This is a genomic window from Pseudomonas sp. DP-17 (assembly GCF_022380625.1).
GTDB classification, from domain to species: Bacteria; Pseudomonadota; Gammaproteobacteria; order Pseudomonadales; family Pseudomonadaceae; genus Pseudomonas; species Pseudomonas nitroreducens_A.
In genome coordinates this window covers 1,132,205-1,145,377 of the sequence record NZ_JAKSXG010000001.1, presented here as the reverse complement: position 1 = coordinate 1,145,377, position 13,173 = coordinate 1,132,205, and the positions used below count along the sequence as shown (strand labels likewise).

General features: G+C 65.1%; 11 protein-coding genes. All 11 read left to right on the top strand.

Translation table 11 applies throughout. The annotated features are described in order from the left end of the window. Positions 1 to 64: 64 nt before the first annotated feature. The 11 genes from MJ122_RS05390 (at position 65) to MJ122_RS05340 (ending at position 13,086) form a co-directional block, all read left to right on the top strand. Entirely contained in the window at positions 65 to 970 is a 906-nt protein-coding gene (locus MJ122_RS05390; RefSeq protein ID WP_239742708.1) for a LysR family transcriptional regulator, read from the top strand. 111 nt (positions 971 to 1,081) lie between these two features. Continuing rightward, complete coding sequence (locus tag MJ122_RS05385; protein ID WP_017519684.1) at positions 1,082 to 1,657, top strand: YceI family protein; 576 nt, start codon at positions 1,082 to 1,084, stop codon at positions 1,655 to 1,657. Further along, on the top strand, positions 1,654 to 2,811 hold the full coding sequence (locus tag MJ122_RS05380) for a phosphatidylserine/phosphatidylglycerophosphate/cardiolipin synthase family protein (RefSeq protein WP_088419209.1): 1,158 nt from the start codon (positions 1,654 to 1,656) through the stop codon (positions 2,809 to 2,811). The genes MJ122_RS05385 and MJ122_RS05380 overlap by 4 nt, the downstream gene beginning before the upstream one ends. A 48-nt stretch (positions 2,812 to 2,859) precedes the next feature. Continuing rightward, positions 2,860 to 4,146, top strand: coding sequence for an acyltransferase (locus MJ122_RS05375; protein WP_345772973.1), 1,287 nt, complete (start codon positions 2,860 to 2,862; stop codon positions 4,144 to 4,146). 181 nt (positions 4,147 to 4,327) lie between these two features. After that, complete coding sequence (locus MJ122_RS05370; RefSeq protein WP_239742707.1) at positions 4,328 to 4,921, top strand: GNAT family acetyltransferase; 594 nt, start codon at positions 4,328 to 4,330, stop codon at positions 4,919 to 4,921. 148 nt (positions 4,922 to 5,069) lie between these two features. After that, on the top strand, positions 5,070 to 5,648 hold the full coding sequence (locus MJ122_RS05365; protein ID WP_088419215.1) for a DUF2846 domain-containing protein: 579 nt from the start codon (positions 5,070 to 5,072) through the stop codon (positions 5,646 to 5,648). A gap of 148 nt (positions 5,649 to 5,796) precedes the next feature. Then, positions 5,797 to 7,308, top strand: a complete 1,512-nt coding sequence (adiC, locus tag MJ122_RS05360) for an arginine/agmatine antiporter (RefSeq protein WP_239742705.1) — start codon at positions 5,797 to 5,799, stop codon at positions 7,306 to 7,308. Between the two features lie 98 nt (positions 7,309 to 7,406). Continuing rightward, positions 7,407 to 9,692 (top strand): Orn/Lys/Arg decarboxylase N-terminal domain-containing protein, encoded by a 2,286-nt coding sequence (locus MJ122_RS05355; RefSeq protein ID WP_239742703.1) that lies wholly within the window; start codon positions 7,407 to 7,409, stop codon positions 9,690 to 9,692. A 400-nt stretch (positions 9,693 to 10,092) separates the two neighbouring features. After that, positions 10,093 to 10,605 carry a formaldehyde-activating enzyme gene (fae, locus tag MJ122_RS05350; protein WP_239742701.1) on the top strand — a complete coding sequence of 171 codons (513 nt, stop codon included), beginning with the start codon at positions 10,093 to 10,095 and terminating at the stop codon, positions 10,603 to 10,605. A gap of 10 nt (positions 10,606 to 10,615) precedes the next feature. Further along, positions 10,616 to 11,650 carry an aldo/keto reductase gene (locus MJ122_RS05345; RefSeq protein ID WP_239742699.1) on the top strand — a complete coding sequence of 345 codons (1,035 nt, stop codon included), beginning with the start codon at positions 10,616 to 10,618 and terminating at the stop codon, positions 11,648 to 11,650. Beyond that, complete coding sequence (locus tag MJ122_RS05340) at positions 11,647 to 13,086, top strand: NAD-dependent succinate-semialdehyde dehydrogenase (RefSeq protein WP_239742697.1); 1,440 nt, start codon at positions 11,647 to 11,649, stop codon at positions 13,084 to 13,086. The genes MJ122_RS05345 and MJ122_RS05340 overlap by 4 nt, the downstream gene beginning before the upstream one ends. Positions 13,087 to 13,173: the final 87 nt, after the last annotated feature.

Sequence of the window (13,173 nt, the reverse complement as noted above, 5' to 3'; positions counted from 1 at the left end):
GGTTCCCCATTGGTGCTATTTCGTCCCATCATTGCGTCTTCTCAGGATTCAAATGGGGCGCGCTATGGACGACCGACTCGATGGCATCGCCACCTTCGTCCAGGTGGTCGATGCCGGCAGCTTCGCCGTGGCGGCGGAGCGCCTGAACCTCACGCGCTCGGCGGTGGGCAAGGCCATCGCCCGGCTGGAGGCGCGCCTGGGCGTGCGCCTGCTGCAACGCACCACGCGCAGCCAGAACCTCACCGACGACGGCCAGGTGTTCTACGACAGCTGCGTGCGGGCGCTGGCCGAGCTGGACGCCGCGCACACCGCGCTGGAAGGCGGGCGCCTGGAGCCGCGCGGGCGCTTGCGGGTCAGCGTGCCGATCTCCTTCGGCCACCTCTGCGTGGCGCCGCTGATGCTGGCGCTGGCGCGGCAATATCCGTCGCTGAAGATCGACCTGTCCTTCACCGACCGCCGTGTCGACCTGGTGGAGGAGGGCATCGACCTGGCCGTGCGCATCGGCCCGCTGAGCGACAGCGCCACACTTGCCGCCCGCAAGCTGGGCGTGCAGTACACCGGTATCGGCGCGGCGCCGTCGTACATCGCCGAGCATGGCATGCCGGACCACCTCGACGATCTTGTCGGCCACGCGTCCATCAGCTACTCCGTCGCAGGTGTCACCTCGCCCTGGGACATGCGCGACGACGACGGCTACGCCAGGCGCATCGAGATGGACCCGCAACTGAGCATGGACGACCTGCAGGCCATTACCGCCGCCGCCATTGCCGGCTTCGGCCTGGCGCGCCTGCCGACCTGGCTGCTGGCGCGGCACGTGAAGCGTGGCGAACTGGTGGTGGTGAAGGGACGCTGCAGGTTGCCGCCGCTGGATATCCATGCGGTGTGGCCCAAGACCCGCTATATGCCGTCGAAGATTCGCTGCGCCATCGATGCGCTGGTGGCCGGGATTCCCGCGTTGCTCGCCGACTGAACCATTGGCGCTGGCGCCTGCCCAATGGGCTCGCCGCTCGGCGGTTTGCAAGCGGACGGCGGGCCGCTATCGTTGGCCGTTGATCCATCCGTATTTCATGTAAGGGATTTCATGCGCTCGCTGTTCGCCTTCGTCTTCGCGGCCTGCTTCGCCGCTTCCGCCCAGGCTGCCTGGTACCTCGACTACGAGTCCTCGCGGCTGACCTTCGTCACCACCAAGAACGCCGACATCGCCGAGGTGAACCGCTTCCTGGTGATGCACGGCAAGGTGGAGGAACAGGGGCAGGTGGAGCTGCGCATCGAGATGGACTCGCTGAGTACCGGTATCCCGCTGCGCGATGAACGTCTGCGCGAGAAGCTGTTCGACACCGAGAAATTCCCCGAGGCGCGCATCACCTCGCGCATCGACCTGCGCCCGATCACCGATCTCGCCAGCGGCGTGCAGCTGGAAATGCGCCTGCCGCTGCGCCTGGAGCTGAATGGGCAGGCGAAGGACTACCGCACCGACGTGCTCATCACCCGCCTGGACGAGCACCGCTTTCAGGTGGTGACCCTCGCGCCGTTGGTGATCAACGCCGCTGACTTCGGCCTCGCGCCGGGGGTGACGCAGCTGCGCAAACTGGCCGGGCTGAAGAGCATCGGCCTGTCGGTGCCGGTAGGCGCCGTGCTGATCTTCGCCTCGCGGTGAGCGGCCCGATCTTCCCCTGGCGGACGGGCAACCGTTTCGCCCTGCTCTGCGATGGCGAGCGCTTCTTCCCGCGCATGTTCGAAGCCATCGACAGCGCCGGGCGGCAGATCGAACTGGAACTTTACCTGGTGGAAAGCGGCAGCTGCGCCGAGGCGTTGCTGGACCGGTTGTTGGCCGCGCTGGCGCGCGGTGTGAAGGTGCGCTGCCTGTTCGACGCCTTCGGCAGCCTGAAGCTGTCCAGCGCCTGGTCGCGCCAGTTCGTGGAGGCCGGCGGCGAGCTGCGCTATTACAACCCGCTGAACTGGAAGGCCGGGCTGCGCAACCTGTACCGCGACCACCGCAAGCTGTTGTTGGTGGACGAGCGCATCGCCTATGTCGGCGGCACCGGCGCCACCGACGAGTTCTGGTCGGCGCGGGATAATCGCAGCGACTGGCACGAAGTGATGGTGGAGATGACCGGCCATGTCGTCGGCGACTGGCAGCGTCTTTTCGAGCGGCAGTGGAATGCCTGCCTTGGCGTGCGCGCCTGGAAGCCCCGCGAGGAAGTCCTGCTGACCCGCCTGCCGCCGCTCCCCAGCTACGGGGAAGGCCTGGCGCGGGTCGCCTATGCCGACGCCGGGCAGCACCGCGACATCCTCCAGGCGCTGGTGCGTTCGTTGCGTGGCGCGCACCAGCGGGTGTGGCTGGCGACGCCATACTTCCTGCCGACCTGGAAAGTCCGCCGCGCGCTGCGCAAGGCGGCCCAGCGCGGCGTCGACGTGCGTCTGCTGCTCACCGGGCGGCTCACCGACCATGCGCCGGTGCGCTACGCCGGCCAGCGTTACTACCCCGGTCTGTTACGCGCCGGGGTGAAGATCTTCGAGTACCAGCCGCGTTTCCTTCATCTGAAGATGGTACTGGTCGATGACTGGGTCAGCGTCGGCTCGTGCAATTTCGATCATTGGAACCTTCGGTTCAATCTGGAGGCCAATGTAGAAGCGTTCGATCCGGCCTTCACCGCGGCGGTTGCCGATTGCCTGGTCGCCGACTTCGCGCAGAGCCGCGAGATCGACCTGGCTTTCTGGCGCGCGCGCCCTTGGTGGAAACGCCTGCGCGAGCGCCTGTGGGGCTCGCTGGACCGACTGGTGGTGAACTTCCTCGACCGCCGCCGATGATGTCGTAGTGCGTCCAGCTGCCGTTCGTCTAGTCGAGAGGAGAGAAGCGTGGACGGGTTGCAGAAGAAGGAGCGTTTCATCGGGCTGGAATGGCTGCGCTTCCTGATGGGCCTTTACGTGGTGATCTACCACACGCTGCACAGCTACCCGGCCGAGCAGAAGTTCGCGGGCCTGGATGACCTCACCGCGCTGGGCTTCTTCGCCACCAGCACTTTCTTCGTGCTTTCCGGCTTCCTGCTCTGCCACGTCTATGTGACCGACGGGCAGTTGCGCGAGAGCCCGCGCAGCTTCTTCACCAAGCGCCTGTCCAACCTCTACCCGCTGCACATCTTCTCGATCCTCCTGACCATCGGCGTGCTGCTGGTGGTGAGCGGGCTGGGCATCGGCCCTGACCTCGATCAGGCGACGCCGCGCTTCGTCATCTACGACACCAACGAGGCGATTGGCCGGCTGCAGCCGGAGCTGTTCCACCACTGGATGAGCGACCGTGAGCTGCTGTTCAACAGCATTCTCCAGCTCACCATGATGCAGGCCTGGAACCCGTACTACCTGACCTTCAATGCGCCGCTCTGGTCGCTGTCGACGCTGTTCTTCTTCTACCTGTGTTTCCCTTTCGTCGCACCGCGCCTGGCGCGCCTGCAGCACAAGTGGCGCTGGTTGCTGGTGTTGTGGCTGCTTTACCTGATCCCGCCGATCCTGGTGGTCGCCAGCGAGCAGTACGGCATGCCCTGGACCGGCCTGCTGCACCGCAACCCGCTGCTGCGTCTGCCGGAGTTTCTCAGCGGGATCCTCGCCTACGGGCTGTTCCGCGAGTACAAGGATGCCGGTCGCCTGCCAGGGCGAGGGATGCTGGCGGCGATGGGCGCCTTCGTGCTGGCGAATTTCCTCATCGCCGATTACCTCTACACCCACGGCGCCAAGTTCTGGTACTTCCTCCTGCACAACGGCCTGCTGCTGCCGGCGCAGCTGGTGCTGGTCTACCTGAGCGCCTTGCCGCGCGATCCGAAGAGCAGTTTCGTCCGCCACTGGTCGCCGCGGCTGGGAGCGGCGTCGCTGTCGCTTTTCGCCCTGCACGTGCCGCTGTTCACTTTGTTTTCGCGGACCGAAAAATTGATCCGGGCGCCGGGTGATTGCCTGGCGGATTGGGCCTTCTGCGTCGAGTCGGCCACCCACCAGCAGCTGTCGCTGTGGCTGTATCCGCTGTTTCTGCTGTTCATGGTCACCAGCTGCGTGCTGGTGCAGGAGCGCTGCGTGGTGCCGGTGCGCAAATGGCTGGTGCGGCATCTGTTGCCGGCGCCGCCCGCCAGGCGACGACGGGTAGCGACGGAGCCGTGATCCCCGGTCCGGGCTGTTCGCGAGCAACCTCGCTTCTAAGAAGAGCACGGCCCGATCCAGTAAGCGAGCGTGCTCGCGAAGCGGATGCTATGTCGGGCCTCGCCAGCTCTGCCGACTTGCGTTGCCCGTGCTAGGTTTTCAGCAGCACCGCCGCTATGGCCCCTCGCGGACGACGACCACCATGCCCCAGGACATCCGCCTGCTCAGCGGCGACGCCATCCGCCCCTTCATCGATGACCTGGCGCGACTGCGCATTACCGTGCTCCGCGAGTATCCGTACCTCCACGATGGCAGTCCGGAGTACGAAGCCGGGTACCTCGACAGTCATGTGCGCTCGGCCTGGAGCCTGTGCGTACTGGTGATCGACGAGGGCCGGGTAGTGGGGGCTTCGACCGGGCTGCCGCTGCTGGACGAGGCCGAGGCTTTCCAGCAGCCGTTCCTGACGCAGGGCTGGAATCCGGAGCGAATCTTCTACTTTGGCGAGTCGGTGGTTCTGCCGGAGTACCGCAACGCCAATCTCGACCTGCTCTTCTTCGAGGAACGCGAGCGCTTTGTGCGCGGGCTGCATCGCTTCGACTGGTGTGCCTTCTGCGCCCTTCGGCGGCCGCCGGAGCACACCGCGCGACCTGCCGGCTACCGCTCGCCGGACGCCTTCTGGCTGCAGCGTGGCTTTACGCCGCAGCCCTCCCTGCAGACGGAGTACCACTGGCGTGATATCGGCGAGCAACGGCAGACAGCCAAGTCGATGATGTTCTGGCTCAAGGAACTCACCTGATGGACATCGCCGTTCAGAACACTGGATCAGCGATCGGTATGCGCCGGTGACCCGGCCTGGCCGAGAAGTGATCGACCCGGACTTTCGACGGGTGGCAAGGCGCAAAGCGCTGGTTATGCTCCGGGTATAACCATAAGAGGGACTTTCCATGCTCCGAGTGGCCCTGTGCGCCCTTCTCCTGATGCTCGCTGGTTGCAGCTCGCCCGGTGCGTTCTTCGGCGCGGTGGACGGGCCGCCGTTCGGCGCGCTGCCGGCGGATGCGCAGCAGGCCACGGTGTATATCTACCGGCCGCAGAACCAGTGGTCCGACGAAGAGCTGGAGGCACCCGGCCTGTTCATCAACAACGAGCTGATCGGCAGCCTGCCGAGCAACGGCTACTTCGCCCTGAGCTTCGCCCCTGGCAGTTACCCCTTGCAGATGCGGCGCCCGCTGCTGGGCAGCTTCTGGACCTTCTTCGCCGGCGGCAGCCTGGACTTCACCCTGATCGCCGGCTTCACCCTGGAAGCCCGTGCTGGCGAGGTGTACTACCTGCGCTACGACGAAACCCACACGCCACCCAAGTACGAGCACACGGCAGGGCAGGGGGCCGGCCCGCTGCAACTGGTGGGCAAGGAACTGGGCTCGCGGGAAATCCCCGCCACGCGGCAGGTGCAGGAGCCGGTGAGCATCGCCGCCGGTGGCAAGGAAGTCGAAGGGCCGGGCTTCTTCGAGCGAATCGGGCTCTGAAGCGAAACTTCCGCTCAGCCCCCGGCACAGGCATGTCTTACCCATAGCTTGCTAAGGAAATTTCGGCCGTCGCTTTGGGAATCCAGGCGATATCGGGCTTTCTTGCAGCGGCAGAAGAATCGTGACTCCACATTCAGGGAGTCACGCTATGGAACAAGCCGACAGCAACAAGATCGGGGTGGTGGCGGCCACTCTGATGGTGGCGGGCAACATGATGGGCTCGGGTGTGTTCATGCTGCCGGCCAACCTTGCCACCACCGGCGGCATCGCCCTTTATGGCTGGTTCATCACCATCGTCGGTGCGGTTTCGCTGGCGCTGGTGTTCGCCAAGCTGTCGGCCATCGACCCGGCGGCGGGTGGCCCCTACGCCTATACGAAGAAATCTTTCGGCAACTACATGGGCTACCAGACCAACCTGATCTACTGGTTGGCCAACGTGGTGGGCAACGTCGGCCTCGCGGTGGCAGGCCTTGGCTACCTGTCGCACTTCTTCCCCAGCCTGAAGGACCCGCTGGTCTCTGCCATGGCGCAGATCGCGGTGATCTGGTTCTTCACCTACGCGAACATCCTCGGGCCCTCGGTGGTCGGCAAGCTGCAGTCGTTCACGACGGTTTTTGCACTCTTCCCCATCATCGGCATGGCCTTGCTCGGCTGGTTCTGGTTCAGCGGCGACATCTACGAGGCTGGCTGGAACGTCTCCGGCAAGAGCGGCTTCGAAGCCGTGGGCTCGACGCTCAACTACACGCTGTGGGCGTTCATCGGCGTTGAAAGCGCCTCGGTATCGGCGGGCGTGGTGCGCGATCCGGCGCGCAACGTGCCTATCGCGACTGTTGGGGGCGTGCTGATCGCGGCCGTCTGCTACGTACTCAGTTCCACGGCGATCATGGGCATGATCCCGAACAAGGACCTGCTCGCTTCCAGCGCGCCATTCGCCGATGCCGCGCGTCTGGCGTTGGGCGATACCGCCGCCAACGTCGTCGCTCTCTGCGCTGCCATCGGCTGTCTCGGATCGCTCGCCGGGTGGACGCTGCTGGTCGGGCAGACCGCCAAGGCGGCGGCGGACGACGGCCTGTTCGGCAAGGTGTTCGCCAAGGTCAACGCCAAGGGGGTGCCGTCGGCGGGGTTGGCCATCGTCGCGGCGATCATGAGCATCCAGGTGCTGGCGACCATGTCGCCCACCGCCAGCGAGCAGTTCGGCAAGATCGCCTCCATCGCGGTGATCATGACCTTGCTGCCGTACATTTACTCGGCCATCGCCATCAAGGTGATGGGCTACGGGAAAATGCCCGCCCGCCAATATGGCTTCTACACCTTCGTCGGCATTATCGCGGCCATCTACAGCCTCTGGGCGATGGTCGGCTCCGATGGCGAGCAGACCCGCTGGTCGCTGATCTTCGTGGTCTCCACGATCATCTTCTACGAGTTGTCGATCAACAGCATGCGCACCGTCGAGGAAACCGGCGTCCATCCGGGCGGCGTTTCGCCGGGCTGGATCCGCTTCGGCACCCTGGCGCTGACCATCATCGCGCTGGCGGCGATGTTCTGGGTCTCGGTCGGCCGCCACGACAACCTCAACCTGCGCCCGCGGGTACCTCAACCTGCTGCCGCTGCGGTAACCGTGCCGGCTGCTCCCGCAGCCGCCGTACAAAACCCCAACTGATCCCGTCGCCTGCACGCATTCTCCGATAGTGCTGAAGGCGGGGCAGGCGTCTGCCTGGCTGGCGGCTCGAGAACCGCCAGCCGAACCAAGGAGTTGCCATGTCTGAGTCCGTTACCAAGAACACGCTGGATATCCTGGTGTTGATGGTCCACGAGGGGCTGGAGCAGCCCTCGTCCGCAGGGCGAGCTGCGCGTGCGCTGGTCGAGGATCTGCAGCGGCGCGGAGTGTCCGTGCTGCTTGCGCAGAGCGCCGAGGACGCCTGCGCAGTGATCGAATCGAATCCGGCGCTGCAATGCCTGCTGCTGAACTGGGAATTGCCCGGCGGTGCGCTGTCGGTGCTGCAGACGCTTCGTCAGCGCCATGCGCAACTGCCGGCCTTTCTCATGGCGTCGCGCGGTGATGCGGCATCCATCGATCTGCAGGCGCTGCGCCTGTCGGATGACTTCATCTGGCTGCTGGAAGACACCACCGACTTTATCGGCGGGCGCATCATTGCGGCTGTCGAACGGTATCGCGAGGCGGTGCTGCCGCCGATGTTCAAGGCGCTGATGAAGTTCTCCCGTGTCTATGAATACTCCTGGCACACGCCGGGCCACACGGGTGGAACGGGCTTCCTCAAGGCGCCGGCTGGCCGCGCCTTCTTCGATTTCTTCGGTGAGGAGCTGTTGCGTTCGGACCTGTCGATCTCCGTCGGCGACCTGGGCTCGCTGCTCGATCACAGCGGTCCCATCGGTGAGAGCGAGCGCTACGCCGCGCGGGTGTTCGGCGCCCACCGCAGCTACCACGTCACCAATGGTTCCTCGACCTCCAACCGGGTCATCCTGATGGCCAGCGTCACCCGTGACCAGATCGCGCTGTGCGACCGCAACTGCCACAAGTCGGCGGAGCATGCGATGACCATGTCGGGGGCGATCCCGACCTACCTGGTGCCGTCGCGCAATCACCTCGGCCTGATCGGCCCGATCCTGCCGGAACGCCTGACCGCGGTGGCGGTGAAGCGTCACATTGCCGACAACGCATTGGCACATCCGGGCATCGATCCCACGCCGCGCCACGCGATCATTACCAACTCCACCTACGACGGCCTTTGCTACAACGTGGCGCGGGTAGAAGAGCTGCTCGGGCAGAGTGTCGACCGCCTGCACTTCGACGAAGCCTGGTACGGCTATGCGCGCTTCAACCCGATCTACCGCCAGCGTCACGCCATGCATGGCGACCCCGCCGAGCACACGGCAGACCGTCCCACGGTATTCGCCACCCAGTCCACCCACAAGCTGCTGGCGGCCTTGTCCCAGGCCTCGTTCATCCATGTGCGTGACGGGCGCAATCCGGTGGAGCATGCGCGTTTCAACGAGTCGTTCATGATGCATGCGTCCACCTCGCCGCAGTACGCGATCATCGCCTCCAACGATGTGTCGGCGGCAATGATGGACGGGCAGGGCGGCGAGGCCCTGACCACCGATGCGATCCGCGAGGCGGTAGCGTTCCGTCGCTTGCTGGCACGCCTGAACAACGACTTCGCCGAGCAGGGCGACTGGTTCGTCGATGCCTGGCAGCCCGATGAGGTGCGCGATCCGAAAACGGGTCGCAAGGTACCGTTCTTCGAGGCGGACGAGGAACTGCTGGTCCGCGATCCGCAGTGCTGGACCCTGGCGCCGGGAGCGCAATGGCACGGTTTCGGCGAGATCGAAGACGGCTACTGCATGCTCGACCCGATCAAGGTCTCGGTGGTGACGCCCGGTGTTGCACCGGGAGGTGGGTTGATGCCCGTGGGCATACCTGCCGCAGTCCTCACGGCTTATCTGGCGCAACAAGGCATCGTGGTCGAGAAGACCACCGATTTCACCCTGCTGTTCCTCTTCTCCATCGGCGTCACCAAGGGCAAGTGGGGCACGCTGGTGAACGCCTTGCTGGGCTTCAAGCGCGATTACGACGCCAATCTCCCACTCTCGCGGGCGCTGCCGCAGCTGGTCGCGAGTTGGCCGGAGCGTTACGCCGACATGGGGCTCAAGGACCTCTGCGACCGGATGTTCGAAGCCATGGCGGAGCTGCAGACCACCACGCTGATGGGCCAGGCGTTCTCGTTGCTACCCGAGCCGCGGATGACGCCAACCGCCGCCTATGAGCAACTGGTGAAGAACAACATTGAGCGGCTGGCCCTGGAGGAAATGAGTGGCCGCACCGTCGCCACGGGAGTGGTGCCTTATCCGCCGGGCATTCCGCTGTTGATGCCGGGTGAGAATGCTGGCCCAGGCAGCGGCCCGGTACTGGGTTACCTGAAGGCGCTCGAAGCCTTCGACCGCCGCTTCCCAGGCTTCGCCCACGATATCCATGGCGTCGAGGTCGAGGACGGTTTCTACCGTATCGCCTGCCTCAAGGACTGACCCCAGCCGAATGAAAAGCCGACGCCGGAGTGCGCTCCGACGTCGGCTTTTCCTGTCTGGGTGTCCGTTTTCTGGGGTATGAGATGAACTCATAGCTCCTTGAGTTTTTATGGTTACCGGGCCGAATTGGCCCGGTGCTAAAAATCGTCGCACCAGCTCATCGACAACAACAAAGAGCGACGCGACATGATCACTTTCCTGCTTTCCCCGCCCTGGATCCGTCCTCCGCATTCCGCCCTGTCCGGTGCCGTCGCGCAGCCGTCCGACTCGCCTGTCGATTCCTGACCCTCCACCATTTTTCACACGACTTTCTCCCGGCGCCCCTGCGCTGGTTTTGCCACGGGCCGCGTACGCGGGCCCGGGCTTTCCTGCACCCCCCACGGTTCCCATGAGGTACCCCATGAAAAAGCTCGACCTGTATATCGGTGAAGGTTTCGAAGGGCCCGGCGTCAACGCCGCGCACATCAACATCCTGCTCGGCCCGCGCAACGGCCCGGCCGGCCAGGCATTTGCCGGCAGCCTCGCCTCGCCCAGCCAGGGACACTGCCCGTTCATGGTGATTGCCCAGCCGAACATTCCGGTCAAACCCATGACCCTTTACGTGAACAAGGCCGAGATCAACGGTGACCTGCACGCCAACGCCACCTGGGGCGCGTCCCAGGCCGGCATCGCCAAGGCCGTCACCGAGGCGCTGCTGGACGGCACCCTGCCGCCTGAAGCCGAGGACGAGTGGGCCATCGTCACCGCCAACTGGGTCAACCCGTCCTGCGATGACCTGGATGCCGTCTACCTGAACAACTACAACGCCTGCCGCACCGCGATCCGCGCGGCGCTGAGCTGCGAGCCCGAGCGCGCGCAGCTGGCCGACGTGGTCAATGCCATCGCCAACCCTTTCTACACCCCCAAGGCCTGAGGTCCGCAGCATGGAATACATCCGTCTCGGCCACTCCGGCCTGCAGGTTTCCAAGCTGTGCCTGGGCACCATGAACATGGGCACCCCGGACTGGAAGCCGTGGATCTTCGATGAGCAGAAAAGCGAGCCGATCGTGAAGCATGCGCTGGATGCCGGCGTGAACTTCATCGACCTCGCCGACTTCTACTCGGCCGGCGTCGGCGAGGAAGTGGTCTGCCGCATCCTCAAGCGCCTGGTGCGCCGCGAGGACGTGGTGATCACCACCAAGGTCGGCTATGGCACTCGCCCCGGCATCAACGCCAGCGGCCATTCGCGCAAGCACATCATGGATGGCATCGATGCCTCCCTGAAGCGCATGGGCATGGATTACGTCGATATCTACATGCTGCATTTCTACGACGTGAACACCCCGGTGGAAGAAGTGATGGGCGCGCTGAACGACATCGTTCGCGCCGGCAAGGCCCGCTACATCGGCGTGTCCACCATGCTCACCGGCCAGCTGGCGAAGATCCTCATGGCCTGCGAGCGCAACGGCTGGGTCAAGCCGATCAACATGCAGCTGCAGCTCAACTGCGCCTACCGCGAGGAAGAGCGCGAGATGATCCCGTTCTGTCGCGATCAGGGCCTCGGAGTCTCGGTGTTCAGCCCGCTGGCGCGGGGCCTGCTGACCGGCGAGGCGAACTCCACGCGCAACCAGACCGACTTCTTCACCCAGCAGATGTATGCCGACGAGGCCTCCTTCGAGATCGCCCGCTCCGTGCAGCGCGTGGCCCAGCGCCGTGGCGTGTCCAATGCGCAGGTCGCCCAGGCGTGGGTGCTGCAGCATGCTGGCGTGGATTGCATGCTGGTTGGCGCCGATACCACTGCACAATTCGACAGCGCCCTGGCCGCGCTGGAGACCCGTCTGGACGACGAGGAAATCTACGAGCTGGAGCGCAACTACACGCCCTGCGACGTGATCAACGACTACACCGCCGGCAAGCGCATCCTGCGCGCCGCCCGCCCCATGCGTGAGGCTTTTTCGCTGACGGAGGCGGTGGCATGAGCGTGCTGTTGAAAACCGGCCACTACATCGACGGCCAATGGGTCAGCGGCGGCGCAACCTACCCGGTGCGCAACCCTGCCAACGGCGCGTTGATCGCCGAAGTGGCTCGTGGCGGCGCCGAGGAAACCGACGCCGCCATCGCCGCCGCCGAACGCGCCTTGCCGGCCTGGCGCGCGCTGACTGCCAAGGAACGCAGCGCGCGTATCCGCCGCTGGGGCGAACTGATGCTGCAGCGCCAGGATGACCTGGCGCGTCTGCTCAGCACCGAGCAGGGCAAGCCGCTGATGGAGGCAAAAGGGGAGGTCGTCTACGCGGCGAGCTTCCTCGAGTGGTTCGCCGAGGAAGCCAAGCGCGTGTATGGCGACGTGATCCCCTCGCACAAGGATGATGCGCGCATCGTGGTGATCAAGCAGGCCATCGGTGTAGTCGCTGCGATCACGCCGTGGAATTTCCCGCTGGCGATGGTCACCCGCAAGGTCGGCCCGGCGCTGGCGGCCGGTTGCACGATGATTCTCAAACCGTCGGAAGAGACGCCACTGTCTGCCTTCGCCCTCGCGGTGCTGGCGGAAGAGGCGGATATTCCGGCCGGCGTATTCAACATCGTTTCCGGTGACGCGCCGGCTATCGGCAGCGCGATCCAGGCGTCCGGTGCGGTGCGCAAGCTGTCCTTCACCGGCTCGACCCGCACCGGCAAGCTGCTGATGCGCCAGGCGGCGGAAACGCTGAAGAAGGTCTCGCTGGAGCTGGGCGGCAACGCGCCCTTTATCGTCTTCGACGATGCCGATATCGAAGCTGCCGTGCGCGGCGCCATGGCCTCGAAATTCCGCAACACCGGGCAGACCTGCGTGTGCGTCAACCGCTTCTATATCCAGGACGGCGTGTACGACGATTTCGTTTCCCGGCTCACCGAAGCCGTGCGCGCGCTGCGCGTGGGCAATGCGCTGGAAGGCGAGACCGAGCAGGGCCCGCTGATCAACGAGGCAGCCCTGGCCAAGGTCGAGCAGCATGTCGGCGATGCGCTGGAGAAGGGCGCGAAGCTGCTCTGCGGCGGCCGTCGTCATGCATTGGGCGGCACCTTCTACGAGCCCACCGTGCTGGCCGAAGCGAGTCCGAACATGCTGATCGCCAGCGAGGAAACTTTCGGGCCCGTTGCAGCCTGCTTCCGCTTCCGCGACGAGCCTGAAGTCCTGGGTCTGGCGAATGACACTCCTTACGGGCTCTCCGCCTATTTCTACAGCCGCGACATCGGCCGCGTCTGGCGCATGGCCGAAGGCCTGGAAGCCGGCATGGTCGGCATCAACGAAGGAATCATTTCCACCGAGGTGGCGCCCTTCGGCGGCATCAAGGAATCGGGCCTGGGCCGCGAAGGTTCGAAGTACGGCATCGAGGACTACGTGGAAACCAAGTACCTGCTCATGGGCGGCCTGTCCGCCTGACGCTCCACCAACAAGGCGTTCTGCCTCATCCACCGCGCCGTTCAGGGCGCGGCGGCTCAACCTCGCGGTGTTTCCAATAACAAGAAA

Excerpts from the sequence above, each read along its gene's own strand:
- MJ122_RS05355 (WP_239742703.1), top strand. The coding sequence starts at position 7,407 with ATGTCTGAGTCCGTTACCAAGAACACGCTGGATATCCTGGTGTTGATG.
- adiC (WP_239742705.1), top strand. The coding sequence starts at position 5,797 with ATGGAACAAGCCGACAGCAACAAGATCGGGGTGGTGGCGGCCACTCTG.
- MJ122_RS05365 (WP_088419215.1), top strand. The coding sequence starts at position 5,070 with ATGCTCCGAGTGGCCCTGTGCGCCCTTCTCCTGATGCTCGCTGGTTGC.
- MJ122_RS05370 (WP_239742707.1), top strand. The coding sequence starts at position 4,328 with ATGCCCCAGGACATCCGCCTGCTCAGCGGCGACGCCATCCGCCCCTTC.
- MJ122_RS05340 (WP_239742697.1), top strand. The coding sequence starts at position 11,647 with ATGAGCGTGCTGTTGAAAACCGGCCACTACATCGACGGCCAATGGGTC.
- MJ122_RS05385 (WP_017519684.1), top strand. The coding sequence starts at position 1,082 with ATGCGCTCGCTGTTCGCCTTCGTCTTCGCGGCCTGCTTCGCCGCTTCC.
- MJ122_RS05390 (WP_239742708.1), top strand. The coding sequence starts at position 65 with ATGGACGACCGACTCGATGGCATCGCCACCTTCGTCCAGGTGGTCGAT.
- fae (WP_239742701.1), top strand. The coding sequence starts at position 10,093 with ATGAAAAAGCTCGACCTGTATATCGGTGAAGGTTTCGAAGGGCCCGGC.
- MJ122_RS05345 (WP_239742699.1), top strand. The coding sequence starts at position 10,616 with ATGGAATACATCCGTCTCGGCCACTCCGGCCTGCAGGTTTCCAAGCTG.